22 protein-coding genes and 3 pseudogenes are annotated in these 24,285 nt (G+C 70.0%); 13 read left to right on the plus strand and 12 right to left on the minus strand.

Features of this window, described 5'->3' with window-relative positions:
• The first annotated feature begins 3 nt into the window (after window positions 1-3).
• The 4 genes from ACFY0P_RS45125 (at window position 4) to ACFY0P_RS45140 (ending at window position 4,644) form a co-directional block, all read left to right on the plus strand.
• Window positions 4-963: an ABC transporter permease gene (locus tag ACFY0P_RS45125; protein ID WP_388927789.1), complete on the plus strand. Its 960-nt coding sequence runs from the start codon at window positions 4-6 to the stop codon at window positions 961-963.
• On the plus strand, window positions 956-2,626 hold the full coding sequence (locus ACFY0P_RS45130; RefSeq protein WP_388927792.1) for an ABC transporter ATP-binding protein: 1,671 nt from the start codon (window positions 956-958) through the stop codon (window positions 2,624-2,626). Before ACFY0P_RS45125 ends, ACFY0P_RS45130 begins: the two co-directional genes overlap by 8 nt.
• Window positions 2,623-3,843 (plus strand): dipeptidase, encoded by a 1,221-nt coding sequence (locus tag ACFY0P_RS45135; protein ID WP_388927795.1) that lies wholly within the window; start codon window positions 2,623-2,625, stop codon window positions 3,841-3,843. Before ACFY0P_RS45130 ends, ACFY0P_RS45135 begins: the two co-directional genes overlap by 4 nt.
• Window positions 3,844-4,155: 312 nt before the next feature.
• A complete protein-coding gene (locus tag ACFY0P_RS45140; RefSeq protein WP_388927846.1) occupies window positions 4,156-4,644 on the plus strand; it encodes a zinc-binding dehydrogenase in 489 nt (162 codons plus the stop codon).
• A gap of 16 nt (window positions 4,645-4,660) precedes the next feature.
• On the opposite strand, the gene ACFY0P_RS45145 is transcribed toward ACFY0P_RS45140, so the two are convergent.
• A complete protein-coding gene (locus tag ACFY0P_RS45145) occupies window positions 4,661-5,386 on the minus strand; it encodes an IclR family transcriptional regulator (RefSeq protein WP_388927848.1) in 726 nt (241 codons plus the stop codon).
• Between the two features lie 126 nt (window positions 5,387-5,512).
• Between ACFY0P_RS45145 and mhpD the strand changes: the two genes are divergently transcribed.
• The 4 genes from mhpD to ACFY0P_RS45165 all read left to right on the plus strand — a co-directional run bounded on the left by mhpD (window position 5,513) and on the right by ACFY0P_RS45165 (window position 9,369).
• On the plus strand, window positions 5,513-6,340 hold the full coding sequence (gene mhpD, locus ACFY0P_RS45150; RefSeq protein WP_388927798.1) for a 2-keto-4-pentenoate hydratase: 828 nt from the start codon (window positions 5,513-5,515) through the stop codon (window positions 6,338-6,340).
• Window positions 6,337-7,296 carry an acetaldehyde dehydrogenase (acetylating) gene (locus ACFY0P_RS45155; protein WP_388927801.1) on the plus strand — a complete coding sequence of 320 codons (960 nt, stop codon included), beginning with the start codon at window positions 6,337-6,339 and terminating at the stop codon, window positions 7,294-7,296. The genes mhpD and ACFY0P_RS45155 overlap by 4 nt, the downstream gene beginning before the upstream one ends.
• Window positions 7,293-8,324 carry a 4-hydroxy-2-oxovalerate aldolase gene (dmpG, locus tag ACFY0P_RS45160; RefSeq protein WP_388927804.1) on the plus strand — a complete coding sequence of 344 codons (1,032 nt, stop codon included), beginning with the start codon at window positions 7,293-7,295 and terminating at the stop codon, window positions 8,322-8,324. The genes ACFY0P_RS45155 and dmpG overlap by 4 nt, the downstream gene beginning before the upstream one ends.
• Window positions 8,325-8,526: 202 nt before the next feature.
• Window positions 8,527-9,369, plus strand: a complete 843-nt coding sequence (locus tag ACFY0P_RS45165) for a BBE domain-containing protein (RefSeq protein ID WP_388927807.1) — start codon at window positions 8,527-8,529, stop codon at window positions 9,367-9,369.
• A gap of 299 nt (window positions 9,370-9,668) precedes the next feature.
• Here ACFY0P_RS45165 and ACFY0P_RS45170 read toward each other — a convergent pair whose 3' ends face one another.
• From ACFY0P_RS45170 to ACFY0P_RS45185, 4 genes are all read right to left on the minus strand, one after another.
• The gene (locus ACFY0P_RS45170; RefSeq protein WP_388927810.1) at window positions 9,669-9,974 is read right to left on the minus strand and encodes a hypothetical protein; all 306 of its coding nucleotides are present in this window, start codon (window positions 9,972-9,974) and stop codon (window positions 9,669-9,671) included.
• 150 nt (window positions 9,975-10,124) lie between these two features.
• Window positions 10,125-10,820, minus strand: a complete 696-nt coding sequence (locus tag ACFY0P_RS45175; protein WP_388927813.1) for a response regulator — start codon at window positions 10,818-10,820, stop codon at window positions 10,125-10,127.
• A complete protein-coding gene (locus tag ACFY0P_RS45180; protein WP_388927816.1) occupies window positions 10,795-12,030 on the minus strand; it encodes a sensor histidine kinase in 1,236 nt (411 codons plus the stop codon). Before ACFY0P_RS45180 ends, ACFY0P_RS45175 begins: the two co-directional genes overlap by 26 nt.
• A gap of 647 nt (window positions 12,031-12,677) precedes the next feature.
• A complete protein-coding gene (locus ACFY0P_RS45185; RefSeq protein WP_388927819.1) occupies window positions 12,678-14,603 on the minus strand; it encodes an alpha-L-fucosidase in 1,926 nt (641 codons plus the stop codon).
• Between the two features lie 338 nt (window positions 14,604-14,941).
• On the opposite strand from ACFY0P_RS45185, the pseudogene ACFY0P_RS45190 reads away from it, so the two are divergent.
• Window positions 14,942-15,063: pseudogene (locus tag ACFY0P_RS45190) on the plus strand (GntR family transcriptional regulator); the annotation flags it as partial.
• On the opposite strand, the gene ACFY0P_RS45195 reads toward ACFY0P_RS45190, so the two are convergent.
• Both ACFY0P_RS45195 and ACFY0P_RS45200 read right to left on the minus strand, forming a co-directional pair.
• Window positions 15,044-15,235: a hypothetical protein gene (locus ACFY0P_RS45195; RefSeq protein WP_388927850.1), complete on the minus strand. Its 192-nt coding sequence runs from the start codon at window positions 15,233-15,235 to the stop codon at window positions 15,044-15,046. The pseudogene ACFY0P_RS45190 and the gene ACFY0P_RS45195 sit on opposite strands and share 20 nt — an antisense overlap.
• 143 nt (window positions 15,236-15,378) lie before the next feature.
• A pseudogene (locus ACFY0P_RS45200) lies at window positions 15,379-15,731 on the minus strand (3'-5' exonuclease); the annotation flags it as partial.
• 303 nt (window positions 15,732-16,034) lie between these two features.
• On the opposite strand from ACFY0P_RS45200, the gene ACFY0P_RS45205 reads away from it, so the two are divergent.
• On the plus strand, window positions 16,035-16,646 hold the full coding sequence (locus ACFY0P_RS45205; RefSeq protein ID WP_388927822.1) for a hypothetical protein: 612 nt from the start codon (window positions 16,035-16,037) through the stop codon (window positions 16,644-16,646).
• A gap of 282 nt (window positions 16,647-16,928) precedes the next feature.
• Here the strand turns inward: ACFY0P_RS45205 and ACFY0P_RS45210 are convergent, their stop codons facing one another.
• The 5 genes from ACFY0P_RS45210 to ACFY0P_RS45230 form a co-directional block, all read right to left on the minus strand.
• Window positions 16,929-17,189, minus strand: a complete 261-nt coding sequence (locus tag ACFY0P_RS45210) for a hypothetical protein (RefSeq protein WP_388927824.1) — start codon at window positions 17,187-17,189, stop codon at window positions 16,929-16,931.
• Window positions 17,190-17,551: 362 nt separating this feature from the next.
• Window positions 17,552-18,373 carry a carbohydrate ABC transporter permease gene (locus ACFY0P_RS45215; protein ID WP_388927827.1) on the minus strand — a complete coding sequence of 274 codons (822 nt, stop codon included), beginning with the start codon at window positions 18,371-18,373 and terminating at the stop codon, window positions 17,552-17,554.
• The gene (locus ACFY0P_RS45220; protein ID WP_388927830.1) at window positions 18,370-19,317 is read right to left on the minus strand and encodes a carbohydrate ABC transporter permease; all 948 of its coding nucleotides are present in this window, start codon (window positions 19,315-19,317) and stop codon (window positions 18,370-18,372) included. The genes ACFY0P_RS45215 and ACFY0P_RS45220 overlap by 4 nt, the downstream gene beginning before the upstream one ends.
• Before the next feature lie 12 nt (window positions 19,318-19,329).
• Window positions 19,330-20,718 carry an extracellular solute-binding protein gene (locus tag ACFY0P_RS45225; protein WP_388927833.1) on the minus strand — a complete coding sequence of 463 codons (1,389 nt, stop codon included), beginning with the start codon at window positions 20,716-20,718 and terminating at the stop codon, window positions 19,330-19,332.
• A gap of 218 nt (window positions 20,719-20,936) precedes the next feature.
• Window positions 20,937-21,884: a carbohydrate kinase family protein gene (locus ACFY0P_RS45230; protein WP_388927835.1), complete on the minus strand. Its 948-nt coding sequence runs from the start codon at window positions 21,882-21,884 to the stop codon at window positions 20,937-20,939.
• Window positions 21,885-22,027: 143 nt separating this feature from the next.
• Here ACFY0P_RS45230 and ACFY0P_RS45235 point away from each other — a divergent pair, with 143 nt between their 5' ends.
• From ACFY0P_RS45235 to ACFY0P_RS45245, 3 genes and pseudogenes are all read left to right on the plus strand, one after another.
• Entirely contained in the window at window positions 22,028-22,813 is a 786-nt protein-coding gene (locus tag ACFY0P_RS45235; protein WP_388927837.1) for a DeoR/GlpR family DNA-binding transcription regulator, read from the plus strand.
• Window positions 22,810-24,180 (plus strand): 6-phospho-beta-glucosidase, encoded by a 1,371-nt coding sequence (locus ACFY0P_RS45240; RefSeq protein WP_388927839.1) that lies wholly within the window; start codon window positions 22,810-22,812, stop codon window positions 24,178-24,180. The genes ACFY0P_RS45235 and ACFY0P_RS45240 overlap by 4 nt, the downstream gene beginning before the upstream one ends.
• Before the next feature lies 1 nt (window position 24,181).
• Window positions 24,182-24,285 (plus strand): annotated as a pseudogene (locus tag ACFY0P_RS45245) (glucosamine-6-phosphate deaminase); the annotation flags it as partial.

Consider the following 24,285-nt stretch of genomic DNA (forward strand, 5'->3'; position numbering starts at 1 on the left):
GTCATGGCGCTGGTTCTGGTACGACGGCTGCCACTACGGCTGCCACTACGGCTGCGGACCGGCGCGGGAGTGCAGCGGGCCATGCTGCTCACCGGCCTGGTCCTGACCGGGCTGTTCGTCCTCACCGCGCTGCTGGGGCCGTTGCTCGTCCCGCACGGTTACGCCCAACTCCGGGACGGGAGTGGCCTGTTCGGCTCCCAGCAGCATCCGAGCGGCGCCCATCCGCTGGGCACCACCATCGCCGGGTACGACGTCCTGTCCCGGACGGTCTGGGGCGCGCGGACCGCACTGCTGATCATCGTGACCGCGCTGCTGCTGTCGGTGGTGCCGGGTACCGTGCTCGGACTGGTCTCCGGCTACCTCGGCGGAAAGCTGGACCGGCTGCTGGTCGGGCTGGCCGACGCGCTGTACGCGTTCCCGCCGCTGCTGCTCGCCATCCTCATGTCACTCGTGATCAGCGGCGGCCGGTCGAGCCTCGTCGGAGGTCTCGGCGCGGCCGCCTGCTCGGTCGCCGTGTCCTTCATACCGCAGTACTTCCGGGTCGTGCGGTCCGAGGTGATCCGGGTGAAGGCCGAGCCGTTCGTCGACGCGGCCCGCGTGATCGGCACCGGGCCATGGCGCATCATGACCCGACACGTGCTGCGCAACTCTGTGCGCACCCTCCCGTTGATCTTCACGATCAACGCGTCGGAGGCCATCCTCACCCTTGCCGGCCTCGGCTTCCTCGGCTTCGGCATCGAGCCCAACTCCGCCGCGGAGTGGGGTTACGACCTCAACCGCGCGGTCGCCGACGTCACTTCGGGTATCTGGTGGACGGCGATCCCGCCCGGCCTGGGCATCGTGCTCACGGTCCTGGGCACGACCCTGCTCGGCGAGGGCCTCACCGACCTGGCCGACCCACGACTGCGGCGCCGGACAGGTGCCCCCACCCTTCCCACGGACGGAGGCGGGGACGATGACTGACCTGCTGCGCATCGAGGACCTGCACGTCGACTTCGCCACCGACACCGGCGCGGTGCCCGCCGTCCGCGGAGTCAGCCTTTCCGTCGCCCCCGGCGAGGTGCTGGCCCTGGTCGGCGAGAGCGGCAGCGGCAAGACCGTCACCGCACGCTCGGTCCTCGGCCTGCTGCCCGACACCGCGACCGTCCGCGGCCGTGTCCTGCTCGGCGACGGCGCCTCGGAGCCCGAGGAGGACGTGCTCACCGCGCCCGCGGCCCGGCTGCGCGCCCTGCGCGGAACGCATGCCGCGATGGTCTTCCAGGAGCCCTCCACCGCGCTGAACCCCGTCTTCACCATCGGCTGGCAGCTCACCGAGGGCCTGCGCGCCCACGGACGCGGCGGCAGCAAGGCCGAACGGCGGGCACTCGCCGTGGACTGGCTCGACAAGGTCGGCATCCCCGACCCGGCCACCCGCGTCGACCACTATCCGCACCAACTGTCCGGCGGCCAGAAGCAGCGCGCCGTCATCGCCATGGCCCTCGCCCTGGGCACCCGGCTCATCGTCGCCGACGAGCCCACCACCGCCCTGGACGTCACGGTCCAAGCGGAGATCCTGGAACTGCTCCACCGCTGCCGCACCGACTTCGGCACCGCCGTGCTGCTCATCACCCACAACATGGGGGTCGTCGCAGACCTCGCCGACCGGGTGGCTGTGATGCGTGCGGGACAGGTGGTGGAACAGGCACCGGTACGTGATCTGTTCGCGGCGCCCGCACACCCGTACACCCGGACACTCCTCGCCGCCGTCCCGGACTTCGGTACCGGCGGACGCGCCGGGCCTGAGACGGCGGACGTCGGGGCACAGCATGTCGTGCGGGCCTCCGGCCTGGTCGTCGACTACCCGGGGAGGCTGGGGCGCAAGGGCTTCCGGGCGGTGGACGGGGTGAGCTTCGAGATCCGGCCGGGCGAGGTGCTCGGGCTGGTCGGCGAGAGCGGCAGCGGCAAGACCACCATCGGGCGGGCCATCGCCGGGCTGACCGCGGTGACCGACGGACAACTGGAGCTGTTCGGGGAGCCGTTGACACGGAAGTCCCGGAAGTCGAGGACGGCCGGCCGGATCGGTTACGTCTTCCAGGACCCCGCCACCAGTTTCAACCCGCTGCTGACGATCGCCGAGAGCATCGCGGAACCGCTCCTCGTGCACCGGCGGGAGCTCGGCACGAAGGAGATCCGGGCGCGGGCCGAGTCACTGCTCGAAGCGGTGCGCCTGCCCCGCGCCTACGCGTCCCGGTACCCGCACGAGCTCAGCGGCGGCCAGCGGCAGCGGGCCGGCCTCGCGCGGGCGCTCGCGCTGCGGCCGAGGCTGCTGATCGCGGACGAGCCGACCTCCGCGTTGGACGTGTCCGTGCAGGCCAAGGTGCTGGACCTGTTCGGCGAGCTCCAGCGGGAGCTGGGCTTCGCGGCGCTGTTCGTCAGCCACGACCTGGCCGTGGTCGAACAGGTCGCCGACCGGGTGGTGGTACTGCACCGGGGCCGGATCGCCGAGGAGGGTCCCACCGGCCGGGTGCTCGGCAGCCCGCAGCACGACTACACCCGCCGGCTCGTCGCCGCCCTGCCCGTGCCCGACCCGGTCCGGCAGGCGAGACGTCAGCAGCACCCCGTGGAGGAAGGAGTCACCGGCTCATGACCGACGGCACACTGATCGACGAAGTACTGCGCAGCACACCCGTCTTCGACGGCCACAACGACCTGCCCGTGGCACTCCGCGCGCGGACCGGTTACAGCGTCGAAGGCCTCGACGACGGCCGCCCGGAGCTCCACACCGACCTGCCCCGGCTGCGCGCCGGAGGGGTCGGCGCCCAGTTCTGGTCCGTGTACGTCTCCTCCAAGCTGCCTGAGCCCGAGGCCGTGGTGGCCACCCTGGAGCAGATCGACGCCGTCTACCGGCTCGCCGCCCGCTACCCCGACACCCTGCGGATCGCCTACACGGCGGCCGACGTCGAGCGGGCCTTCGGCGACGGGCGCACCGCCTCCCTGCTCGGCGTCGAGGGCGGGCACAGCCTCGCCGAGTCGCCCGGGGTGCTGCGCTCCTACGCCCGGCTCGGCGTGCGCTACGTGACCCTCACCCACTACGACAACACCTCCTGGGCCGACTCGGCCACCGACAAGCCGGCAGTCGGCGGTCTCAACGACACCGGCCGCGCGATCGTCGCGGAACTGAACCGCACCGGCGTCCTCGTCGACCTCTCCCACGTCGCCGAGTCCACGCAGCGCGCGGCCCTCGCCGTGTCCACCGCCCCGGTCCTGTTCAGCCACTCCTCGGCACGAGCGCTCAACGACCATCCCCGCAACGTGAGCGACGAGGTGCTGGAGCTGCTCCCCGGCAACGGGGGCGTGATCCAGCTGACCTTCGTGCCGTACTTCGTCTCCGCCGACGTCACTGCCTGGGGCCAGGAACTCCAGGACGAACGTGTACGCCTCGGTCTGCCGGCCGTGCCCTGGAGCTGGCCGCGCGCACCACGCCCCGGCGAGGACCCGGCGGAGGTCGCCGAGGAGCACGCGGAGGCCTTCAGCGCGGCGCTCGACGCCCGCTTGAAGAGCTGGCTCGACGCCCACCCGCGTCCCGAGGTGACAGTCGACCAGGTCGCCGACCACGTGGAGCACGCCCGCGAGGTGGCGGGGGTGGACCACATCGGTCTCGGCGGCGACTACGACGGAGTGGACCACCAGCCGACCGGCCTCGCCGACGTCTCCGGCTATCCGGTCCTGCTGCGCGAACTCGCCGACCGCGGCTGGTCCCGACCCGAGCTGGAGGCCCTGACGGGCCGGAACGTCCTGCGGGTCCTGCGCGCCGCCGAGGAACGGGCCACGGAGCCGCTGTGGCCCACGGTCCCGCTGCGCTGACGCGGCGGTGGGAACGGTGTGGTCAGCGTCGCTTGTTCCTGACCTCACTGAGGCGGGAGACGTACGGTGAACCGATCCGTTTCTGACGGGTGGAGGCCCTGATGCACGTATCCGACGCGGCACCGCACGGTATGCGTCCCGGCGTGCGGCTGATCATCCGCCGGCAAGTCGACTACTGCCACACCTGTTCCGCCGTCTGTCCTCCCGCGCGCCCCTGATCACAGCCCGTCGGCCGACACCTCTGCCGGACCGCTTGCCGGGACCCCGCCCGGTCTTCTCTCGCCGCTCGGGGCCACGGGCAGCGTCGGACAGATCGCGGTACAGGCGGCGAAGGTTCTCGGCGCCGGCCGGGTGGTCGCGGCGGGCCGCAACGCGGCAGCGCTCGACGCGCTCAAGGACCGCGGTGCGGACGAGGTGGTGCGTCTCGACGGCGACTACCAGGCCGCGCTCCGCGAGGCGAGCCAGGGCGGGTTCGACCTGGTGGTGGACATGCTGTACGGCGCCCCGATGGTCGCGACCCTGCCGACGATCCGCCCCGGCGGCCGACTGGTGAACGTCGGGATGCGCGCGGGCCGCAACGTCGAGGTGCCCGGCAAGGTCCTCAAGGGACGGGACCTGCTCACCTACGCCGCCGACCTGCCCTCCGCGGAACTCCGCCAGGAGGCCCACGCCCGGCTCGCCGAGCACGTCGTCGCCGGCGACATCACGCCCGAGTTCGAGCAGTTGCCCCTGGAGCAGGTCGCCGAGGCGTGGAAGCGCCAGGGCACGAGCCCGAACACCAAGCTGGTCCTCGTGCCGTGAACACCGACTGGGGCTGTCAGACACCTTCCCGGAGGGCACGCGAGAGCCCCAGTGCGGCCGTCCGCACGGCCGGAGCCAGCTGGGCCGGGCGGAAGCGGCCTCTGGGCACGGCGAGGGAGATGGCCGCGACCGCGATGCCCCGGCCGGCGAAGACCGGAGCGGCGATGCAGCTGATGCCGTCGGCCGCCTCCTGCTCCTCGTACGCGATCCCGGAAGCCTGCACCTGCTCGATGACCGTCCGCAGGAGCACCGGGTCGTCGATGGAGTACGACGTCAGCCGCCGCAAGGGAGCGGCCAGCACCTCGTCGACCAACTCCCCCTCCGAGAAGGCGAGCAGCGCCTTGCCCACGCCGGTACAGGTGAGGGGAAGCCGACCGCCGATCCGCGACGGCAGCTGGACGGCGCCGTGGCCGTGGATCCGCTCGACGTAGACCACGTCATGGTCGTCACGGATGCCCAGGTGCACGGTCTCGCGGGTCGCCTCGAACAGGTCCTGCAGATAGGGCACGGCGGTCTCCCGCAGGCTGCTGCGACGCGGCACGAGGGAGCCCAGCTCGAAGAGCCTGCCGCCGAGCCGGTAGGTGTCGCCGTCGCGCTCCAGCAGTCCGAGGCGCACCAGCTCTCCCGCGAGCCGGAACGCCGTGGTCTTGCTCAGGCCGGCACCCCTGGCCAGCTCCGTCAGCCGAAACGAGCCACCACCAGGGGAGAAGCAGTCGAGAAGGGCCACCGCCTTCTCCAGCATGTTCCCCGAAGAGCTGTTCCGTGTCATGGAACAAAGTTTGGCACACCGGTTCGGCACGACCTATACCGGATCCACGCGGGCACCGCGCCGAGGCGGCCGCTCGCTCGTCAGGCACCAAGGAGTCACATGTCCGGGTCCACCCCTCCCCCGCCCGCTGCCGTGCAGGCCGCGGAGGCGCTCGCCGAGGCCGAGCGCACCGCAATCCCCTGTCCGCCCGTACGCAAGCTCTTCGCCGACGGCGACATCGACGCCGCCTACGCCGCCCAGCGGATCCACACCGAACGTGCTCTCGCCGAGGGACGCCGGATCGTGGGCCGGAAGATCGGTCTGACATCCCCCGCCGTGCAGGCCCAACTCGGTGTCGGCCAGCCGGACTTCGGTGTTCTCTTCGCCGACATGGCGGTGCCCGACGGCGGCGAGGTGCCGGCCGGCCGGCTGCTCCAACCGAAGGTGGAGGCGGAGGTCGCCCTGGTGCTGGGCAACGACCTGCCGCACCGCGACTGCACGGTCGTGGACGTTCTGCGCGCGACGGAGTTCGCGCTCCCCGCCCTGGAGATCGTGGACAGCCGGGTCCAGGACTGGGACATCAGCATCACCGACACCGTCGCCGACAACGCCTCCAGCGGTCTGTTCGTCCTCGGCGGCCCCCTGCGCGAGCTGTGGGACCTGGACCTGCGGGGCGTGCGGATGAGCATGACGCGCGACGGCGTCGAGGTCTCCACCGGGTCCGGGGCCGACTGCCTGGGCAGCCCGCTCAACGCCGCCGTCTGGCTCGCGTCCACCCTGGCCGCCATGGGCGACCCGCTGCGTGCCGGGGACGTGGTCCTGACCGGCGCGCTCGGGCCGATGGCCGTTGCCGAGCCCGGTGAGGCCTTCCACGCCGACATCACGGGCCTGGGCTCGGTCTCGGTCCGTTTCGCCCCCGCCGCCTCCGCCGAAGGAGCGTCTTCATGACGGCAGGAAACCGCACCAAGGTCGCCGTCATAGGCTCCGGCAACATCGGCACCGATCTGATGATCAAGGTGCTGCGGTTGTCGGAGTCCCTGGAAATGGCCGCCATGGTCGGCATCGACCCCGAGTCCGACGGGCTCGCCCGGGCTCGCCGCCTCAAGGTGGCGGCCACCCACGAGGGCATCGACGGGCTGGTGAAGCTCGACGAGTTCGCCGAGGTGGACATCGTCTTCGACGCCACCTCCGCGGGTGCGCACCAGCGGCACAACGAGGTCCTGCGCGAGCACGGCCGCAGGGTCGTCGACCTGACCCCCGCCGCCCTGGGCCCCTTCGTCGTACCGCCCGTGAACCTGGAGGAGCACCTCGGCGCTCCCAACGTCAACATGGTCACGTGCGGCGGCCAGGCCACCATCCCCATCGTCGCGGCCGTGGGTGCCGTCACCCCCGTCCACTACGGCGAGATCGTCGCCTCGATCGCCTCCCGCTCGGCCGGTCCCGGCACCCGGGCCAACATCGACGAGTTCACCGAGACCACGTCCGCCGCCATCAGAAAGGTCGGCGGCGCGGCGCGAGGCAAGGCGATCATCATCCTCAACCCGGCCGAGCCCCCGCTGATCATGCGGGACACCGTCCACTGCCTCGTCTCCGACGCCGACACCGACCGGATCACCGCCTCGATCGAGGAAATGGCGGAACGCGTCCGCACCTACGTGCCCGGATACCGGCTCAAGCAGCAGGTCCAGTACCAGCCGGTCGCCGCGGACGACCCCCTGCGCGGTCTCCTGCCCCCCATGGAGCGCACCCGGCAGGCCCTGCGCGTCTCGGTCTTCCTGGAGGTGGAGGGCGCCGCCCACTACCTCCCCAAGTACGCCGGGAACCTCGACATCATGACCTCCGCCGCCCTGCGCACCGGCGAGCGCCTGGCCGCCCTCACCACTGCCCAGGGAGCCCGGCGATGACCACCCCCGTCCAGCAGCTCTACATCCAGGACGTCACCCTGCGCGACGGCATGCACGCCGTCCGCCACCGCTACTCCATCGAGCAGGCCAGTGCCATCGCCGCCGCGCTCGACTCCGCGGGCGTCACCGCCATCGAGATCGCTCATGGCGACGGCCTGGCCGGCTCCAGCATCAACTACGGCATCGGCGCCCACACCGACTGGGAGTGGATCGAGGCCGTCACCGACGCCGTAGCCCAGGCCATCCCGACGACGCTCCTGTTGCCCGGCATCGGCACCATCCACGACCTCAAGCAGGCCCACGCCCTCGGCATCCGTTCGGTGCGCATCGCCACCCACTGCACCGAGGCCGACATCTCCGCCCAGCACATCGCCGCCGCGCGGGAGTTGGGCATGGACGTCGCCGGGTTCCTGATGATGTCCCACATGGCCGAACCGGCCGAACTGGCCCGCCAGGCCAAGCTGATGGAGTCGTACGGCGCCCACTGCGTCTACGTCACCGACTCCGGTGGCCGTCTCACCATGGACAGCGTCCGCGACCGCTTCCGCGCCTACCGTGAAGTCCTCGATCCCGCGACGGAGTTGGGTATCCACGCCCATCACAACCTCGCCCTCGGTGTGGCCAACAGCGTGGTCGCCGTGGAGAACGGCGTCACCCGTGTCGACGCCTCGCTGGCCGGACAGGGCGCCGGCGCGGGCAACTGCCCGCTGGAGGCGTTCATCGCGGTCGCCGACCTGATGGGCTGGAAGCACGGCTGCGAGCTGTACCCGCTGATGGACGCGGCCGACGATCTCGTACGCCCCCTGCAGGACCGCGAGGTGCGGGTCGACCGCGAGACGCTCAGCCTCGGCTACGCGGGGGTGTACTCAAGCTTCCTGCGCCACGCCGAGACCGCCGCCGAGCGCCACGGCCTCGACACGCGCAGCATCCTGGTCGAGGTGGGCCGTCGCAAGATGGTCGGCGGGCAGGAGGACATGATCACCGACGTGGCTCTCGACCTGGCCGCGGAACGTGATCGAGCGGCCTGAACGACTGAGCGACGTCACCGCGCCGTCCGCGCACAGCACCGCGTCGGTGAGCTCGAAGAGCGCATCCGCCCGCGTGTAGAGGCAGTCGTGGAACTGGACACGAAAGTGGGACAGGACACCTCTCGACCAGGCTCCGGAGGTAGGCCGTGCGCTCAGGATCGGCTCCGCCGCGCACCATGGCGTCGCCGTAGGCAGTGCGGGGGTGTTCGCCCTGGCAACCGTGGTCCGTGCCGGGGACGATCCGACCGCGGCCGGACGTGGCCTGGCCCCCTTCCTGAGTGTCGCGCCGGTAGTCGGACGCCACGCGGAACTCCTGCCGTATGCCGACGTGGTGGCCGCGACACGGGCGCCCCACCGGGGACAGCAGAGTGGCCGCACACACAGCGGCCTGGCCGTCCACCTCGACGGAAAACTCAGCGAGCGGCTCGGAGAGCTGGCCCGTGCCGGGTTCGGCGAGCTGCTGCAGATCCGTTCCGTGGGTGGCGCCATCAACGATGTGCCGGCCGACGCCACGGCCTATGCTCATCGGCATCAGAATTTCTCGATCACGGCCGTGGCACCGTACGCGTCTCAGGAATTCGACGATGCCTGGGCAGCGGTGCACCCTTCGCTCGACGGTCTGTACCTCAGCTTCGAGTCGGCTTTCACGCCGGAACGACTCGCCGAGGCTTTCCCCGGCACGACGCTCCAACGGCTCCGCGGCATCAAGAAGCAGATCGATCCCGACAACGTGTTCCACCAGAACTTCCCCGTCGCGATGTTCCGGCCGAGCAGAATATGGGTGAGTGAGCGCATTCTCCGGGCGCGGGCTGGTCCCCGCTCCCGTCATCGGGGCATGGGAAGCCGTACCGGCAGTCGGCCTCTGCGGATCGGCGTACCCGACTCCGCGGAGTTCCACCGCCGCTACGAGCACACGGAAGGCCGCTACCGGGTTTCGTCGCCTCCGCCCGGACGCGACGCACCGGAGCAGGAGCCCCGAGTGCGATGGCCCGGCCGCCTCCGATTCAATGGCGTCCGCCGCCCTCCGGCGCATGTCCTCGGGTGACACCGGCAGGCTCTCGGCCGCGCTGTGGCGGAGGCGGAGCCGGGTGTGCCGCTACGTCCTTCGTCAAGCCGTCGTGATGATGGCTGGCATGACGGACGAGGTTCAGGGCTCGAGCCGTGAGAGTCGCCGAGGGTGGACGCCGCTGCACTTCGCGGCGGATGAGCAGGAGGATGCGGCTGTCGGCTCTCTCCTGGCTCCGGGTGCGGGAGTGGGTGCTGCTGCGGTCCGCACCGCGGTCGTCCGCGCGGAGCAGGCTTCGTGGGTGGCACTACGGTCTCCCGTCCGCCGGGGCGACGCGGTCATCTGACGGTCGCGGTCCTGCTGATCCATTGGGCAAGGGTGAGGCCACCGGCCACGGCCGTACGGCCTGGTCTGCGCCGACGAGGTGCCACGTGGCCGTGCACCGTTTTGCCGTAGCGGTACCGGCGCCGGTCCCGGTCGGCGTCGCGGGCCAGGGAGTCGCGGAGAAGGGACAGGTGCGGTGCCACGGCCGTGAAGCGGTCGGTCTTGTCCGGGGCTGCCGTTTTCTCCCTTTCAGCGATGGAGGGCATCTCGTCGAGGGCCGTCCTGTCGTACCTCTTGGCCGGGCTGTGGGCTTCGGTCATGGTGAGACCTCCGTTCTCCCTCTCACCATCGCCCGAAGACGGCCCCTCGCGCGTCGTCCTCCCGAAGCGATTCCCGGCTACCACGGCCGCGGTATCCGGGACGCCTGTCTACCGCTGGGACAGGCGTGCCCGGCCACGGAGCCTCGGCCACTACGCGGACACGTGTGGCCGCTCCGGTTCGGCCGCCGGACCGACCAGTCCACACTGGTAGGCGATGACCACGAGCTGGGCGCGGTCGCGGGCCGCCAGTTTGGTCATGGCCCGGTTGACGTGGGTCTTCGCAGTCAGCGGACTGACGAACAAGTGTTCGGCGATCTCGTCGTTCGACAGGCCCAGCGCCACCAGCCCCATGACATCGCGTTCCCTTCGCGTCAGGGACTCCAGCCGCTTGTGCACTCCCGCCGGGTACGGTTCCGGCTGCGACAGGAAGCGTCTGATCAGCGCTCGGGTGGCCGCCGGCGACAGCAGCGCCTCGCCGGCGGCGACCGTGCGGACCGCCTCGAGCAGTTCCTCGGGCCGCGCACCCTTGCCGAGAAATCCGCTCGCACCCGCGCGCAGCGCCTCGGCAACGTGCTCGTCGTCCTCGAAGGTCGTCAGGATGAGGACCCTCACCGCCGCGAGATCCTCCGACTCGCTGATGAGCCGGGTGGCGTCGAGGCCGTCCATCTCCGGCATACGGATGTCCATCAGGACGACGTCCGGGCGCCGCTCCCGCGCCAGTTCCACCGCTTCCTGCCCGTTGGACGCCTCGCCCACCGTCTCCATGTCGTCCGTGGAATCGAACAGCATGGTGAAAGTGCCCCGCAGCAGGGCCTGGTCATCAGCAAGCAGCACGCGAATCGTCATGCCCGTCTCTCCTCGGAGCTTCGTCGAACATGTGGCCGGGGCGCAGCGGCAGGTCGGCCGTCACACAGAAGCCGCCGCCCGGGCGCGGTCCCGCGTGCAGGCGGCCCCCGACCGTGGCCGCCCGCTCCCGCATCCCGATCAGTCCGTGCCCCGTCCCCGCAGGAGGAGGCTGGCCTGCGCTTCGTCCGTCGTCCTCGACGGTGATCGTCAGCCGCTCGGGGAGGTAGTGCAGGATCAGCCGGGCGTGGTCGGCCCCGGCGTGCTTGCGGACGTTGGTCAGAGCCTCCTGCACGATGCGGTACGCGGCCAGACCGACCGCCGGAGCCAGCGGTACGCCGATACCGCGCCGTACGTGGCTGACCCTCAGGCCGACGCGTTCGAAGGACGCCAGCAGTGCCGGCACCTGGGCAAGGCCCGGCACGGGATCCCGCGAGGCCACCGGATCGCCGGACTGCCGCAGCAGCCCCACGGTCACCCGTAGCTCGTCGAGCGCGGACCGGCTGGTGTCCCGGATGCCCTCCAGCGCGGCCAGGATCTGTTCCGGCCGCCGTTCCACCAGATGCGCGGCCACCCCTGCCTGAGCGTTGATCAGGGCAATGTGGTGCGCGACGATGTCGTGCAGCTCGCGGGCGATCCGGACTCGTTCGGCCGCCACCCGCTGCCGCGCCTCCTGTTCACGCGTGCGTTCCGCATGCTCCGCCCGCTCCTCCACGGCCGCCACGTAGGCGCGGCGTGAGCGCATGCCGTCCCCGACGGCGGCGGGCAGCGCCGTCCACGCCAGCATCGCCGCGTTGTCGGGGTCCAGCCATGAGTGAGGGGCGACCGCGATGGCGGTGCCGACCAGAACAGCGGCAGAGGCGGCCGCCGCGGTCCACGTGCTACGCCGGTCAGTCAGCACGCCCACGGTGTAGACGGACACCAGAACCGGGCTGATCACCACCGGACTCTCCCGGAACCCGAGCACCAAAAAGCCCACCCCGCAGCCGACTGCGACGGCCAGTACGCCGAAAGGGTGGCGACGTCGCCAGGCCAAGGCGCAGCAGCCGAGGCCCGCCAGCACCACGGCAGGCCACCGCAACAAGAACCGGTGCTCGTGCGGTTCGATCGAAGCACCCACGACGGACAGCACGAACAGGCCGGCCGGGCCCAGCGCCTCCAGCACGCCGATCCCGGTCCACGCTCCCCGCCTCCAGCCGTTGATCACCGCCATGCCACCACCGTAGGGCGGGCAGCCGGATCGAGCATCGTGGCAGCGCGGCGACGCCCGGCGGTAGGGCGCCAGCCCTTGCCCGCAACTGCGGGTGCGCGGTGTTCTGCCGTATCAGTCTCCCGACGCGCGGGCGGTGCGGGAACAGGGAGCAGTTCGAGCGCGCAGTTCGAGCGCAAGGACACGAGCCGGCGTCGAGGAGGGCCCCGAACCAGGATCCGTCGGAACCCAGTGCTCCGATCCCGGGCGCCGCAGGGCGCCCCGGACCGTGGGGGCGTTGAGGTCATGACGGAAGGCGGCATCGGGGTGCCGCACCGACCCGGCGTGCACCCGTCGCGACGGCGAGTCGGCCAGGCGGAGACTCGGTACCGCCGGCGCGACAGCAGTGCTCCTGGGCGCGGGGCACTCCGCCCGCACCTGAACGGACCGGTGGCGGCCGCTGGACCCGCTCGCCGCCGACGCCCCGCTCGGCCCTCCCTCATATCGGAACCCACGACGACGGCAGCAGCGCCACGAAAGGTAGCGGAGTGTTACAACAGGGGTACATGGAAGGAACGTCATGAAGCGGAGACCACCCGTCGATCACGCCGCGACACTGGCACCGGGAGGAAACCGGGCGAGCTCCCGCCCGGGTACAGGACCGGCACCGGTCACACGGTCACGATCCGCCACTGCTGCCGCTCTGCTTGGGAGTAGGTCCACTGGTTGATGTCCGCCCCGTCCGCCATCGACCCGTCGGCGACGTTGAGGGCCAGCCCGGAAAGCCTGTTGGTGAGGTAGAAGCAGCCGTCGCCGGTCGGCGTCACCGCCCAGTGCTGCTGGGGGACACCGTCGTCCGACCAGATGCCGACGTTGCCCCCGTTCACCCGCGAGAGCCCGGCCACCTCCAGCACCTTGCCGCTGCCCACACCCTGGATCCTGTAGTAGCCGTCGCCGGTCGAGGCGAAGGCCCACTTCTGGCTCTCCTGGTTCCGCCAGGGCTGCTGGCGCACGTCGGTGCCATTGGCGGTGCCCCCTTCGAGAACGTCCGCCACTTGGCCGCTGAGGCGGTTCACCAGCCGGTACACCGTCGAGTCCCCCGGCAGCACACGCGACACCAGGGTCGGCCTCTTCTTCCTGCCTCCGATCCGCACACCACCCACGTTCGCGTAGCCACCGGTGCCCTCCTCGACCTGGATCCGCACGTACCCCACGTCCCGAGGACTCCATTCCAGGACCTTCAGCGCCCGGCTGCCGCCCCAGATGCCCTCCCCCACCTGCGTGAAACGGATGCCGTCGACACTGGTGGAGATCCTGTACGAGATGATGTCGCCGTCGGTGGAGTTGTTGCGGTTCCACTGCTTGGGCAGGTACTCAAGCGTGGACACGTCGCTCCAGACCCCGCCGAGGTCGATGGTGATCGAGTGGGGCAGGCTCAGGTTCCATGTCGACCAGCAGGTCTCGAAGTTCCGGTCACTGAGTCCGTCGATCGCGTTCATGGGGCCTTCACCGTCGTGGAAGCCGGTGGCGTAGGCGCTGACCGGCGTCACCGGATGTTCGGCGCGCGGCAGTTGGGCAGGCAGCGGCGGGCGGGACGTGTCGGGCCGCCATGCCTTACCGGCTTCGGCCAGTCTCTTCACGATGTTGTCGTCCAGTCTGCCGTCGCGGTTGGGCGGGCAGTTGAGAATGAACGAGGTGTACTTCGGCTCCAGATCGACCAGATGGGACAGGATCGACGCCTTGCTGACGGGGTCGGTGGTCGGCGTCGAGGGATGCCAGAACCATCCGCTGCTGATCGTCTGTCCCTGTAGGGCGGCGTGTGTGTTCCCCTCCGGTGCCGTGATGCCCAACGGCTCCTCGAAGTAGATCGCGTCGCCGAGGAACGGCACCGAGAGTCCGCCATGGTCGATCATGACGATGTCGGGCTGGAGGGACTTCACGTGTTCGCGGATCCGCTGGTACGAGATGGCCTGCTGTCCCATCTGCCATCCGTAGCCGTCCGTGACGAACATGTCGATCTCGCCGTAGTTCGTCAGCAGTTCGGTGATCTGGTTGAGGACGTACGTCAGATCACCGGGCACGATGATCTGGTCCGCCCCCACCCCGTGCCGGGTGTCGTACGCCTGGACGCTGTACGAGCGGTCCCAGATGGAGAAGTACAGGCCGACACGGAGCCCGGCCGCCCGGAACGCCTTCACGTACTGGGCGACGATGTCCTGCTTGTACCCGCTGTTGCCGACGTTGTAGTCGTTGTACTTGCTCGGCCAGAGGCAGAAGCCGTCGTGGTGTTTGGTGGTGAGCACGCCGTAGCTCATCTTCGCGGCCCTGGCGGCCCCGGCCCACTGTGCACAATCCACGGTGACCGGAGCGAAAAGCTTGGGATCCTGGTTGGGCGCGGCCCACTCCTCGTCGGTGAACGTCCCCATGTTGAAGTGGTTGAACATGCCGAACCGCATGTCCACCAGCCTTCTCAGCCCGCCCGTCGAGCCACTCGCAGCCTCGGCCGGCGAACCGGAGAGCGCGGGGAGCGCCACAGTCGCGGCTGAGACACCGCCGGCGGCCAGCACGGAACGGCGGGACGGGCTTCCTGACGGCATGTCTGACTCCCGGAATTCGGAGGGCACAGGGGTGCGCGTTGGGCACCGGTGCTGCGCCTCGGCGCTGTCGGTACGTGCATGGGCACGATGAACTGCCCGTCGAACGACGACAGGGGTGGTCGTCATTGGATGTCAGGCATGAACTTCTTGCATACGACCGGACCATGTCAACCGTTGTGCTGGGATGAAGAGTGCTTCCACTTAGAGATGCACGCATGTTTCATCCCAATTATGGGAATACCGTCGCTCGATACATCCCATGTTCTGGATCCAGGCGAGGTTCCATCAACCGTCAAGGATCCACTCGGATGAGGGATGACGGGATGAACCGACACTCACTGGCATCCCAGCTGGGGCTCTCCCACAACCTTGCCCGCGAGACCGTCACAGCACTGGCCGTGGCCCGGGTCCTGGAAGTCCGACGAGGAGACGCACCTACGTCACCAGCCCGCACCCGAGCCGCAGCACCGCTGCACGTCGCCGACACCCAGCAGTAGCTGCGCGAGCATCTGAGATCCGCCGAAACGCCCGGCGGACAGCACCTCGGCCAGGGCGGACGCCAGGTCAGCCCCGCGGGCCCTGTGCACTGTGGCTCCGTACTCCTCCAGACGCTCGGCGAAGAGTGCGAGCACCGTCTCCCGGTCCGCCGGATCAACACCTGGGGCGTGTCTCAGGCATCCACGGACTGCACCCGACATTCCGGTGACATCGAGAAGCTCGCCGTCATGGTCGGCGACAGGGCGAAGCCGACCTGCACGGCGGTCCTTTCTTGGTCTCACTGCTGGTCGTGCACCCATGCCAGTCCGCCGATGTAGAGGCGCCGGCGGGTGCGGGTGACGGCTACGTAGGCGAGGCGGGCTTCGCTGTCGCCGATGGGTTGGAGTGTGGTTCCCGCCGCGGTCTCGTACTGGTCACTTCGGCTGGGTGGGGTGAAGTCGCGGCGATTTTCACGCGGGGCCATGCGCGTCCTTTGGCTTTGTGGGCGGTGGAGACGGTGGTCTGGGCGTGCAGTCCGTCTACGAGTTGGGCGACGGCGACCAGGATGACGTCGGTGCCGTGGGTGTCGACGAGGCCGACGAGTGGCTGCAGGTCCCGTCCGGCCTCGTCGTGGACGGCGTGGTCCTGCAATGCGCTCTACGGGTGCTGACTGCATGGCGTCAACTCCGCGACATCGACGAGGTGCTCTGGGAACACATCACACCTCAGACGACGGCCGGGTCCGGCCCGCGGCGCACATGACCAGCCATTTGTCAGCAGCACTCTTCTGCCGTCCCATGCTCACCCAGAGCAGAACTTGTCGTCTGCACAGGGAAATCAGGGTTTCCCGCCCGTAATATCGCTACACCGAGGCACGCAGCGGCGGTGTTCCTTTCGGAACCTGACGCAGTGTGTCCGCACGCTTCGATCAAGTCGCGCCCCGAGGAGACGGACATGCCCGAAAGCACGGCTCACACCACCGAGTTGACTTCGCAGTACATCAGCCAAGTGGCCAACGACCTCGACCGCAACGTCAAGGAGCAGGAACGCGTAACTGAGGAACTAGCCGTACTGCAAGAGCAGTTGACCACTCTGCGGCGAGACCACGCCGTGCTGGTCAGCATGCGGCAGGCACTCGGCGCGCCGACCACAGCTCCCGAACCGGCCCCCACCGAGAGCGCCGTAGTGCCCTCCCCCAGGAAGAAACCCGCCCCGGCATCCGGCGCCCGCCGGCCGGCGAAGAAGGCACCGGCACAAGAACCCCAGGGCAAGAAGAAGACGGCCGAGAAATCAGCTCAGCCCAAGCTGGTGGATCTCATCCACCAGCATGTGGTCAAGCAGAGTGAGCCGCGCTCCGCCGTGGAGATCGCGGAGGCGCTTCGGCAAGCGCACACCGAGCGCGCCATCGACACGAAGGTGGTACGCACCACCCTCGAAAACCTGGTGGCCAAGAGCCGTGTTCACCGCACCAAGCAAGGCTCCTCGGTGTTCTACACGGCCGCCGATACACCCGGGCAAGAGGCAGCTTCTACCGGCGAGGCCCAGCCCGAAACTGCCACGCCATAGGGACATCGTCTACTCCATCACCACGGCACCGCCGCAGGCCCCATCCACAGACGCCGGAGGCCACGGCGGCCCGCGGGAGCTGAGCCGCCTTGCCAGCGATTGCTTGGATGCAGAAACAGGGTGATGCGGGCGGTATCCGTTTGCGGTCATCAAGCGGTCTCGCCCTCGACCATGCCATGGCTCGCCCACGCTGTGTGGTCGCCGACGTCCCGGTGCCCGCTTTGGTCAAGGAACGTGGCGGACGCCGCCGGGTCGTCCAGCGGCCGACTCGGTCTGGTGAGGTCAGTCGTGCCGTTCGCGTTCTCCGGTGACGAGGAATCTCACGTGCCGGCAGAGCTTGTCGAAGGAGGGCGCTGCGGCGCGCGCGGCGTCCAGGTCGAACTGGACGGCGAAGGACGGCTGGTGCGCGGTCTCCTGGTGCGTCGCGCCCGGTGGCATCCGTCGTGAGAGCCACTCCTTGGCGCGTCGGATGCTCTCTGGGCGCGGTGGCGGCGGGAGTCCGGCCAGGCCAGGCAGGAGGGTGTGCAGGGCGAGGACTCCCATCAGGAAGGGGACGGCGAGAGTCGCCGCGAGGGAGCCCGCGCTGGTGTCCTGGGTTTTCGTTCAGCGTCCCTGTCCAGTGCTCCGCGAACTCGTGAGCCGGGCCATCGAGGACGTCCGGAAGGAAGCATTCCCCGAGGTGCGTCCGTGAGCACCTTCCAGCGCACTCCCCCAGCACCCCGCAACAGACGTGCTCACCGCAACTGCGGCAGTCTCAACCAACCTGCAGGACCGCGGGTCAAACGGCCCGCGCAGGGTCCAGAAGTCGTCGCAATGCTTCTGCGGCACCGCAGGCCGACGGCGTGCGGTCACCGCAACAACCGCGCGGCCTCACAGCGGAGACGGCTGGCACGTACTGCCCGCTCTCACGCCTTGACGGCGCCCGACAGCATGCCGGAGATGAAGTGCCGTTGCAGGAAGACGTAGAGCGCGACGACCGGCAGGGCGACGATGATCGAGGCGGCCGCCAGCAGGGAGTACTGGGTGGTGTGCGCGCTCTGGAAGAACGCCAGGCCCAGGGGCGCGGTCCGCTTGTTCTCGTCGGTGATCATGACCAGCGGGAGCAGGAACTCGTTCCAGGTCCACATGAAGACCAGCATGGCCATGGTCAGCAGGGCGGGGCGGCTGGTGGGGACGAGGATCCGCCACAGGAGGCGCCAGTCCGTCGCGCCGTCGAGCCGTGCCGCCTCGATGACGCTGACCGGTACCGAGCGGAAGAAGTTGCGCATCCAGAAGACGCTGAAAGCCAGGGACTGGGCGGTCTGCGGCAGGATCAGCGCCCAGTAGGAGTCCGCGAGCCCGGTGTCACGCAGATTGAAGTAGAGCGGGATGACGAACGCCTCGGGCGGCACCATCAGGCCGATCAGGGTGATGTAGAAGAGGAGTGACCGGCCGGGGTAGTCGAAGTGTGCGAAGGAGAACCCGGCCAGGATCGCCAGTACGGCGGTGAGCACGACGACGGACACCGCCACCAGCAGGCTGGAGCCCAGATACGTGGCGAAGTGGCCCTGATGCCAGGCGGTGGCGAAGTTGCCGAGGTCGAGGTGGTGCGGCCAGGTGAAGGACGGGGACGCCTGGGCGGCGGGGGTCAGCGCGGACGCCACCACGCCGATCAACGGGATCAGGGCGAGCGCGGCGAAAACGGTCAGGACGACGTAGTTGAGCGCGCGTTCGCGTGCGGAGATCATGTCCCGTCCTCCTCGGGCTGGAGCTTGGTGATCAGGAAGGTGATGAGCAGGATCACCGCGGTCAGCACGACGGCGATGGCGCAGGCCGAGCCGACCTGGCCGGTGCCGAAGGCCCGGTTGTAGACCTCGAAGGCGGGCAGGCTGGTCGCGTTGCCGGGGCCGCCGTGGGTCGCGACGTACACCAGGTCGAAGGTCTTCAGCGCGGCGATCACGGTGAGGGTGAGCGCCACGGTGATCTGCCCGCGCAGGCCGGGGAGCGTCACGGCGGTGAACTCCCTTACCAGGCCCGCTCCGTCGAGCTTGGCCGCCTCGTACAGCTCCCCGGGGATCTGGCCGATGCCGGCGATGAACAGCACCAGGCACAGGCCGATCTCCAGCCAGGTGCCGATGAGCCCGACGGACGGCAGGGCGGTGGAGAAGTCGCCGAGCCAGGGACGGGCGACCGCGTCCAGGCCGATCGCGCGCAGGGCGGTGTTGAGGACGCCGTCCGGCGCGTAGATCGCCGTCCAGGCGGTCGCGGTGACGACCATGGCGACGACCTGCGGCAGGAAGATCAGTGCACGGAAGACGGAGACCCCGCGCAGCCGGGAGGCGCGGGTGGTGATCGCGGCCAGCATCAGGGCGAGCGTGATCGGCAGGACCGAGAAGAAGAGGATCAGCACCAGGGAGTGCAGGAAGCCGGCACGCAGCTGCGGGTCGCGCGCGATCTCGGTGTAGTTGTCGAGGCCGGCCCAGGTGGAGGCGGACAGACCGTCCCAGTGGAACAGGGAGATCTGGACCAGCTGGCCGAGCGGGATCAGGAGGAAGACCGTGAGGACGGCTAGAGCGGGGAGGGCGTAGAGGTAGCCCTTCCACTGGACTCGGCCGTGGCGCCGGGCCGGACGCCCGCTGAGGGCGTCGGCCCGGCGTTCGCGTGCCGTCGGGCGGTGTGCGGTGACAGCCATGAGGGTACGGCCTTAGCTGCTCTGCTGGAACGAGGCGTAGTCGGACTGGAGTTGGACCCCGAAGGCCTGGGGCGAGAGTTGTCCGGCCGTCAGCTCCTGGACGGCGGCGGTGAGGGTGTCGTAGAAGGTCGGGGTGGTGTAGTCGAGGTAGGGCAGCAGGCCGTCCTTCTCGCTGACCGCCTTCCATCCGTCGAGGATGTCGGCGTCGACGGTGCCCGCGGCGGGCTTGTAGTCGGCCTGTGGGAGGGCGGGCAGGTTGCCGTTGGCGGCGAGGACCTTCATGCCGTTGTTGTTCACGAGGAAGTCGATGTAGGCGGCGGCCACGTCCGGGTGCTTGGACTTGGAGGTCATCGCCCAGGCGAGGCCCTCGCCGCCCTGGGTGAGCGGGGGCTGCCCGTCGGCGGGGCTGAGCGCGGTGAAGCCGACGTTCGTCTTCATCTTGGGTTCGAGTACGGCGGCCTGCCAGGTGCCGTCGACGAGGAAGAGCGACTTGCCGGCGGCGAAGTTCGCGACCGCCTGGTCCTTGCTCTCACCGTTGAAGCCGGAGCCGAGGTAGCCCTTGTCGGCCCAACCGCGCAGGGTGGTGGCCGCCTTCAGGCTCCCGGCGTCGGTCCACTTGGCACCGCCCTCGTTGAACACCAGCTTGCGGACCTCCGCCTTGCCCGCGGTGGCCGCCTGTACGACGCCGAAGATGTGGATGCCGGGGCTTTTGTCCGCGTCACCGTAGGAAATGGGCTGCAGGCCGGACGACTTGGCCTTGGCGAGGGCGGTCTCGAAACCGGCGAGGGTGGTGGGGACGGCCAGGCCGAGGGACTTGAGCTTGGCCTTGTTGTAGTAGATGCCGACGATCTCGCCGGTCTGCGAGACGCCGTAGAGGTTGCCGGTCTTCCAGGTCCTGCCGTCCGAGCTGAAGCGGTTGAGGTCGAGCAGCTGCGACGGGAAGGCGGTGCCCCAGCCGTAGACCTTGGCGTAGCGGTCCTCGGGCTGGAGGAGGCCGGCTTTCACGAAGGCGCCCATGTCGGGGTAGCCCTGGTTGGCCTGGACGACGTCCGGCGGGTTCGAGGAGGACAGGGCGAGCTTCAGGGTCGTCTTGAGGTCGGAGAAGGACCGGGAGACCCGTTTGATCGTGACGTTCGGGTACTTCTTCATGAACGCCTTGTTGAGTGCCTCGGTGGAGGCGTCGGTGCCCGGGTCGGTGTTCTGGTCCCACTCGGTGAGAGTGACCTTGCCCGCCTTGGCGACGTCCGTGGACACCGGGCCCGCGGTCCTGTCCGCGTCGCCGGCGGACGAGTTGCCGCTGGGGCCGGGTGAGCAGGCCGCGACGGCCGTCAGCAGGCCGGTGGCGAGGGCGGTCGCGGCGACGACGCGCCGGGCGGAACGGCCTCGGGTTCTCTCGGTCATGGAGTGGTCCTCCTGGTGCTGGTGGAGCTGTGGGCGGTGCGGTGTTCCCTGCGGGGCGGGAGCCCCGCGACGGTTCCTGGCGGGGGCGGGAACCCTGCGGCTGTTCCCGGCGGGGCGGGAGAACACGGCCGACGGGGACGGCCGGTGGGGGTTTCGGGAGCGGATCCGGCGCAGGCCGGTTGCCGGGGGGCGAGTGCCTGACGGGGGGCCGGCGAACGTCAGCGCAGGGCCGTCCGCATCCGCTCGACGTCATCGTCGGGGATGCCGGAGGTCTCGGTGAGGAAGGCGTCGACGGCCGCCCGGTGCGGCGCGCTGCCCGCGCCGCCCAGGCTCCGCACCGACAGGGCGGCGCACAGTCCGGCGAAGCGAAGGCGGGTGGGCAGGGGCCAGCCGTGGCTCAGGCCGGTGATGAGGGCGGCGGTGAACACGTCACCCGCGCCGGTGGGGTCGACGGCGGACACCCGGGGCGCGGGGATCCGAACCAGTTCGCCGGTGTCACCGGCCACGGAGAGCGCGCCGCGCGGGCCGTCCGTCACGACGACGTCGGCCACCAGGCCGTCCAGGACCTTCACGGCCTCCTCGACCGTGTCGGTGCGGGTGTAGCTGGTGGCCTCGACGGCGTTGCAGACGAACACGTCGACCTCGTCGAGGCGGGCGAGCACCTCGGGGGACCAGCGGCCGGTGGGGTCCCAGCCGACACCGCCGACGACCCGGGTGCCGCGGGCGCGCAGCCGGGCGACCCAGCCGGGCAGCGGCCTGCCGATGGTGAGCTGCACGAAGCGGGTGCCGGGCAGCTCACCGTCCCACACCTGTGGGCGCAGGGCGCCCTCCTCCTCGTAGGTGATGAAGGTGCGGTCGTGTTCGTTGGTCGCGGCGACCGTGACCGGGGTCTGTACGGCCGGGTCCCGGCGCAGCCAGGCGAGGTCCAGGTTCTCCTCACGGGCGAGTTCGGTCGCGATGTGTGCGCCGAGGAAGTCGGTGCCGATCACGGCGCACAGGCCGGTCCGCAGCCCCAGCCGGGCGGCGGCCACGCTCCGGGTGGCGGTGCCGCCGGGGACGACGGCGAACCGGTCCGCGTACACCTCACCGCCCTGGGTGGGGAGGTGCGGGATGCCGGCGAACACGAGGTCACAGAAGACTTCGCCGGCGAAGAGCACATCGAGCACGGAAACCGCCTCCGTCTGGTGCCGCCACATGAAGTGCTCAACTATGAGCACCGGTTGAGCGAGATGACAAGAGTCAGTCAGTTACGAGCAAGTTTCCCCTGCCCTGATGACCGAAGTCAGTCATCCGGTGCTATCTTCTTTGCGTGACTTCACGCAATCGACACGCGAAGATCGTGGAATCCCTGCGCACGACGGGGGTGGCCTCGGTGCGCGAGCTCGCCGAGCGGCTCCAGGTGAGCGAGTCCACGATCCGCCGGGACCTGATCGAACTGGACCGCAACGGCGAGTTGGTGCGCACCTACGGCGGCGCCGCCCTGTCCCCGCACGCCACGGTGGACGTCACCGGGCGGGGGCCCGTGGACGAGATCCCCTTCGACGTCGTCGCCACCGTCGACCAGGCGCTCAAGGAGGCCATCGCGGAGGAGGCCGTGAAGCTCGTCGAGGACGACAGCGTGGTCGTTCTGGACATCGGAACCACACCCGCAGCGATCGCCCGCCGCCTGCGTGGCCGGCCGGTCACGGTCATCACCAGCAGCCTGGCCGTGCTCGACGAGCTCCGTCACGACGAGGCCGTACGCCTGGTGATGCTGGGCGGTGTGCTGCGCCGCAACTACCAGTCCCTGGTCGGTTCGCTGACCGAGCAGGCACTGCGCCAGGTCAGCGCCGACCTGCTCTTCCTCAGCTGCACCGGGGTCCGCCCGAGCGGTCACGTGGTCGACAACATGGCGGTCGAGGCTCCCCTGAAGCAGGCCATGATCGAGACGGCCGGCAAGGTCGTCCTGGTCGCCGCGGAGACCAAGTTCCCGGGCACCGGCTCGCTGCGCGTGTGCCCGCTGTCCGACATCGACGTCCTGATCACCACCGGCGGTGCCGATCCCGACACTCTCCAGCTCTGCCGCGAGGCGGGTGGAAAGGTGATACTCGCATGAAGTTGACGGTCCTCGGCGGCGGTGGATTCCGCGTGCCGTACGTCTACCAGGCCCTGCTGCACGACCAGGGCACCCCTCGTATCGACGACGTCTGGCTGTACGACACCGATCCCGCCCGTCTCAAGGCGATGGCCGAGGTGCTCGCCCGGTTCGCCGACGGCCGGCCCGACGCCCCCAGGGTGACGGTCGGCACCTCGCTCGACGACGCCCTGGAAGGCAGCGACTTCGTGTTCGCGGCGATCCGGGTGGGCGGACTCACGGGCCGGATGTGCGACGAGCGGGTCGCCCTGGACCTCGACGTCCTGGGCCAGGAGACCACCGGCCCCGGCGGGCTCGCCTACGGCCTGCGCACGATCCCCGTGATGCTCGACATCGCGCACCGCGTGCGCAGGCTCGCACCCGACGCGTACGTCATCAACTTCACCAACCCGGCCGGGATGATCACCGAGGCGATGCAGAGCGTCCTCGGCGACCGCGTCCTCGGCATCTGCGACACCCCCTCGGGCCTCGGCCGCCGGATCGCCACGACGCTCGGACTCGACCCGTCCCGGGCCCAGTTCGACTACGTCGGCCTCAACCACCTGGGCTGGATGCGCCGGGTTCTGCACGAGGGCGAGGACGTGCTGCCCCGCCTGCTCGCCGACGACGAGCGCCTCGGCGGCCTGGAGGAGGGAGTCGTCTTCGGCAAGGAGTGGCTGCGCGACCTCGGCCTGATCCCCAACGAGTACCTGTACTACTACTACTTCAACCGGGAAGCCGTACGCTCCATCCTCGACGCCCCGCAGACCCGCGGCGAGTTCCTCGCCCGGCAGCAGCGGGAGTTCTACGCGCGGGTGACCGAGGCGGCCGGGGGGTCGGCGGTGCAGTTGTGGCGGGAGACCGTGGCCAACCGCAGCGCCAACTACATGGCCGAGGCCAAGGGAGCGGTCCAGGGTGAGGCCGAGGCCGACGCGGACTTCCGGCCCGATCCCGCCCACCAGGGCTACGCCGGCGTGGCCCTCGCCGTGATGGCAGCGGTCAGCCGCAACGAGCGCGCGACCATGATCCTCAACGTGCGCAACGGCACGACGGTGTCCGCACTCCCCCAGGACGCGGTCGTCGAGGTCCCCGTCACCGTCGACGCCAACGGTGTCCACCCGCTCACCATCACCCAGCCCGACCTCCACCAGGCCGGCCTGATGCAGCAGGTCAAGGCGGTCGAACGGCTCACGATCAGCGCGGCCGTCACCGGCTCCCGCACCGATGCGCTCAAGGCGTTCTCGCTGCATCCCCTGGTCGACTCGGTCAACGTCGGCCGTCAGCTCCTCGACGGCTACATCGACCGCATCCCCGAGGTGGCGGCCGTGTTCGCGGGCGGGCGGGGCTAGCGTGGAGATCGTCATCGTTCCGGACGCCGCCGCGGGTGGCGAGCTGATCGCCGAGGCCATGGCTCAGCTGCTCCGGCACAAGCCGGCCGCGCTGCTCGGGGTGGC

The sequence above is a fragment of the Streptomyces sp. NPDC001714 genome (assembly GCF_042892755.1).
In the GTDB taxonomy this organism is placed as follows: domain Bacteria; phylum Actinomycetota; class Actinomycetes; order Streptomycetales; family Streptomycetaceae; genus Streptomyces.